At 66.6% G+C, this 5,189-nt stretch carries 3 protein-coding genes; all 3 read right to left on the reverse strand.

What is annotated here, in order from left to right; translation table 11 throughout:
- A partial coding sequence (locus WC739_RS24450; protein ID WP_372955568.1) for an AMP-binding protein occupies window positions 1-1,061 on the reverse strand: 1,061 nt, incomplete at its 3' end.
- A 19-nt stretch (window positions 1,062-1,080) separates the two neighbouring features.
- Window positions 1,081-1,758, reverse strand: coding sequence for a ribulose-phosphate 3-epimerase (gene rpe, locus WC739_RS24455; protein ID WP_372955569.1), 678 nt, complete (start codon window positions 1,756-1,758; stop codon window positions 1,081-1,083).
- Window positions 1,759-1,973: 215 nt separating this feature from the next.
- Window positions 1,974-5,189 (reverse strand): hypothetical protein (locus WC739_RS24460; RefSeq protein ID WP_372955570.1); only part of this gene is annotated, 3,216 nt, incomplete at its 5' end.

Genomic DNA, 5,189 nt, shown 5'->3' on the forward strand with positions numbered 1-5,189 from the left:
CCCTTGACCTCGATCATGCCGATCTCGCCCTGGGCCAGTGGCCGGCCACTATCGGGATCCGCGATGCGCAGCGCGACCCCCGGCAAGGGGAAGCCGACCGTCCCGGCCCGCCTTTCCCCCTCATAGGGGTTGGACGTGTTCATGTTGGTCTCGGTCATGCCATAGCGTTCGAGGATGGCGTGGCCGGTCCGCTCACGCCAGGCCGTGTGCGTCTCGGCCAGCAGTGGCGCCGAGCCGGACACGAAGAGACGGATGTTTTTCGCCGCCTGGCGTTCGAGACCCTCCTGCCGCAGCAGGCGCACATAGAAGGTCGGCACGCCCATCAGCGCGGTGGCGCGCGGCAGGAGCGAGACGATGCGAGCCGGATCGAACTTCTGCTCGAACAGCATCGAAGCGCCGGCCATCAGGACGACATTGGTGGCGACGAAGAGGCCATGGGTGTGGAAGATCGGCAGTGCGTGGATCAGCACGTCGTCGCGGGTGAAACGCCAGTGGTCGACCAGCACCCGCGCATTGGAGGCGAGGTTCTCGTGGCTGAGCATCGCGCCCTTCGAACGGCCGGTGGTGCCGGACGTATAGAGGATCGCCGCGAGATCATCGGGTCCGCGCGCCACGTCGTGGAAGTCGGACGGCAGCCGCGAGGCCTGGTCCGTCAACGATCCCTGGCCCCTGCCATCCAGCGTGACGGTGACAGCGCCGGATTTCTCGGCCAGCGCGCCGATCTCGGCTGCCCTGGCCGGATCGCAGACCACCAGCAGTGGCTCGGCGTCGCCGAAGAAATACGCCAGTTCGCTCAGCGTGTAGGCGGTGTTGAGCGGAAGGAAGACGGCGCCGGCACGCACGCAGGCAAGATAGAGCAGCAAAGCCTCGGGGCTCTTCTCGACCTGGACGGCGACGCGATCACCGGGTTCGACATCCAGTTGCAGGAGCGCGTGGGCCAACTGCGCCGACCGCGCCAGCATGTCGCCATAGGTAAGCCGGCATCCATCGTCCGCTTCCAGCAGGAGACGCTCAGGGGCGGGCATCCGCGAGCGGAAAGCGTCGAAGAGGTGATTGCTCATCTTGCCCCCCGACCGCGTGTCAGCGGCCAGCGCTGTCGGCCGCCGACCTGATGGCCTCGATGTTCGCGCGATAGGCCTCGACGCTGCCGCCCTTGAAGACAGCGGCGCCCGCGACCAGCACGTTGGCGCCGGCGGCAGCGACAAGCGGCGCGGTCTCGGGCGAAACACCGCCGTCGATCTCGATATGGATGGGGCGATCACCGATCATCGCCTTCACCCGCTTCACCTTGTCGACGATCCCCGGAATGAAGGCCTGGCCGCCGAAGCCCGGATTGACGGTCATGATCAGGATCAGGTCGAGCCGGTCGAGCACGTATTCGATCGCGCTTTCCGGCGTTGCCGGGTTGAGCGACACGCCGGCCTTCTTGCCCAGGTTCCTGATCGTCTGCAGCGAGCGGTCGAGATGCGGTCCGGCCTCGGCATGCACCGTCATGCCGTCGCAGCCGGCCTCGGCGAAGGCAGCCAGATAAGGGTCGGCCGGCGCGATCATCAGATGGCAGTCGAAAAAGGCCTTGGTGCGATTGCGGATCGCCTTGATCACCGGCGGACCGAAGGTGATGTTGGGCACGAAATGGCCATCCATCACATCGAGATGGACCCAGTCGGCGCCAGCCGCCACCACTGCCTCGACCTCGTCGCCGAGCCTGGAAAAGTCCGATGCCAGCACCGACGGTGCGATCAGGGTCTTCTTGCTCATCTCGCGGCCTTTCCGGGCGCGCTTTCATCCCGCTCGCCCTGGATGGACTGCCTAATGCGCGGCGGGTGACTTGTCGAGAGTGCTGGCACGGCGGCTCCACAGGCTTGATGGTGCGGCCTCCGCGATCCTGTTGAAGCCAATTCCCGCTTTCCCCGGGATGAAGAAAACCCGCCGGATTGCTCCGGCGGGTTCGTGTTCTGATATTGCGCAGACGATCACTGCTGCGGGAGCTTCAGGATCCTGTTTGGAACCGCATCCTGCTGGTCGGGCTGCACCCGGCGGCGCGGCAGGACCTGTTGCAGCAGCAGCCCCGGATTGAGCTCCAGCGACGGCTGGCCGCGGATCGGCCGGCAGTTCGGGTAGCGCCCGATCGTGCCTTCCGGGCAGCGCCGCCTGATGATCGGCTGGCACTGGCCATCGACCATCTGCGAGCCCGGCGCGCATTGCGCATCCTGCCGGGGCTTGCGGCATGCGCCGTCGATCACCTCGGTGCCACGCGGGCAGACGCACTCGCCGCGCTTGTTGTGGACCTGGCCGCGTATGTCGCACTGCTGCTGTGGCGGCTGCTTGCGCCGGCAGGCATTGCCCTGCAGCTCGGTACCCCTCGGGCAGACACAATTGCCGTCGGAGTCGTGGACCTGGCCACGGATGGTGCACTGGTCAGGCTTCGGCCGGATCGGCCGGCAGGCTCCATTGCGTATCTCTGTTCCTTGCGGGCAGACGCAGTTGCCATCGGCATTGTGGATCTGGCCACGAATGGTGCACTGCTCAGGCTTCGGCCGGATCGGGCGACACGCGTTGCCCCTGACTTCCGTACCCCGCGGGCAGACGCAATCGCCATCCGAGTTGTGGACCTGGCCACGGATGGTGCACTGCTCGGGCTTGTCGGTCCTGACGCACGCGCCGTTCTCCAGCCGCGTGCCGCGCGGGCAGACACAGCGTCCGTCCTCGGTGCGGATCTGGCCTTCGAGCAGCACGCAGCGCTTCGGCGGTGGCGGCGGAGGCAGCACGTCGGTTCCGCCGCCGGTGCACTGGCCGTTGCGGAAGGTGGTGCCTTTCGGGCAGACGCAGCGGCCGGCATCATTCATGACGAAGCCCGCCGAGCATTCCTTCTTCACCTCATGGCTGATGATGAAGGGATGGCAGGCATAGGCCTTGCCGCGATCGCCCTGCACGTTGGTCTTGTCACCGCCCAGCACGTCGCCGCCGCCCTGTACCCGTGTGTCGGGAGACAGGACGCCAACGCAGTTCTGGCCGCTAACGTTGCCCTGCAGATTGGCCAGGCGGCCATCGTCGGGGATGACCACCGTCACGTGGTGCGACTGGCTTTCGCCCGCGCCCAGCGACAGATTGGCGATGCAGGAGGCAGGCAAGGTCGTCGGCTCCGGCGAGCAGCCGAAGGGCGGATCGATCGAGGTGATCGCAACGCCGTCCAGCCGGCCGAGACCCTCCACGCCGATCGCATCGCCGATGCGAACCGGCCCGGAGAAGAGGCTCGTCCCGTCATTGGTGATGGTGATGTCGAACGAGCAGGGCTGGCCGAGCCGGCATTCGCGGTCGCCGGTCTTTTCGACGCGGATGGTCGAAGGACCTCCGCCCTTGGCGCAGGCCTGGCCGATCGGATAGACGATGTCGCCTCCCGGGGCCGGACCATACGAGCCGCGCGCGCAGTTTTCGAACGCGCCGTTCGCCGAGACCGTCACGTCGAAGTGGCGGCTGGTTCCAGGCGTCATGACGGTACCGGGGATCTGGCAGGACAGCGCATTGGCCGGGACCGGTCCGCATGCCCATTCCGCGCCGTCGGGGGTGACGGTCTGGATCTGGACGGGCGCGCCGCCCGACACCAGCGTGGCGGCATCGCTGACCCGCACCGGACCGGTGGGGGCGGCCGTGCCGGCGTTGGAAACGGTGATGCGGCAGGAGACAGCGGCAGCACCGGCGAGCGAGCCGTTGCAGACCTTGGTGATGCGCAGACCAGGCTTGCCGCCATTTGGATGACGGATGCGTTCCTTGGCGCAGGCCTTGTTGTTGGTGAGGTCGACCTCACCGGGGATCGCCTTCACCTCGGCGCAGTTCTCGACCATGTCCGACTGGTAGCCAGCCGGCATCACCGCCTTGACGACAATCGGCGTCGAGGCGCCCGCTGGCAGCGAGATCCCCGCATGATCGCAGCGGAACTGGCCGGGGCCGTTCGGTCCGCAAGTCCAGGGCGGGCTCGGCCCGAAGGTCGACGAGGCCGGCGCACCGCCGGGATAGGTATCGATCACCGTCAGCGGCCCGTTATAGGTCGACGTGCCGTTGTTGATGATGTCGATCACGAAGAAACAGACGCCGTCGGCCGTGCAGGTTTCGGTGCGGGCGCGCTTCTTCAGGATCAGGTCGACCTTCTTCTCGACCGGCGGCTGGCAGTCGCGGTCACGATCGCCACGCCGGCAGATCGGGATCGAGGCGCAGCCCCTGTCGTTTTGCTGGCTGCCGAACAGCGGCTTGCCGCTGGCCGGATAATTGTAGGTGGCGCAGTTGCGCAACACCTTGCCTTGCCAGCCCGCCGCTGGTTTGAAGCCGAGCTTGAGGTCGACAAAGGCGCCAGGATTGAGCGTGGTCACCGGATGGGTGCAGGTCATCGGGGTGGAGCCCGGCGCGCAGACCCAGGGCGGATTGGGCCCGGAACTCAGCGTCGATCCGGCCGGCAGCGTCACCTCGTCGAGCACGATCTTGCCGTTATAGGGCGCGGTGCCGGCATTGGTGACCCTGATGGTGAAGTCGCAGCCGCCGGCCATCGTGCAGCGCGCGACATCGGCGCGTTTCTCGACCTTGAAATCCGGCTCCTTGTCCCTGGGCGGACATTTGAGGTCACGCGGGATTACTATGTCGATGGTCTGCGTGCAGCACAGGCCCCAGCCCTGCTTCGGCCCGGCATAGGTCTCGATCCCGGTGACGATGAGGTGGATGACGTCGCCGGGCGATGCGCCGACGATCTTCCAGTTGAGCACGCCGCCGCCCGGAGGCACCTTCTGGGTGTCCGGGATGATGGTGATGCCGGGTGTCGTCGATGAGACCTGCACCCACTTGCCGCCCATCTGTGGGCCGACCGGCATGTGGTAGATGAAGGCGCCACCGCCGGGCACGCAGTCGACCGTGCCACGTTCCACCTTGAAGCATTCCTTGCCGGGAGGTGGCGGCGGCGGTTCGCACTTGGTGACGTCGATCTTGATCGAGGTCTTCACGCCGGTGAGATAGTTGCCGTCGTCGGGCTTGCCCGGATCCTGCGACGGGATGATGGTCCCCGTGCCGACGCCTTCCGTCACCTTGATCAGGCCCTGGTTGTCGACCATTGCCGGCGCAGGGAATGCCGCATGGTCGATCCTGGCGGTGATGCGAAAAGTGATGATGCGTTCATTCAGTTCGCCCGAACCGTCCAGGTCGGAGGC

Origin of the sequence: Mesorhizobium sp., assembly GCF_041661565.1 — a bacterium.
In the GTDB taxonomy this organism is placed as follows: Bacteria; Pseudomonadota; Alphaproteobacteria; order Rhizobiales; family Rhizobiaceae; genus Mesorhizobium.

What these genes read in the sequence shown, in the direction of transcription:
- rpe (WP_372955569.1), bottom strand. Translation starts at nt 1,758, where the DNA reads ATGAGCAAGAAGACCCTGATCGCACCGTCGGTGCTGGCATCGGACTTT.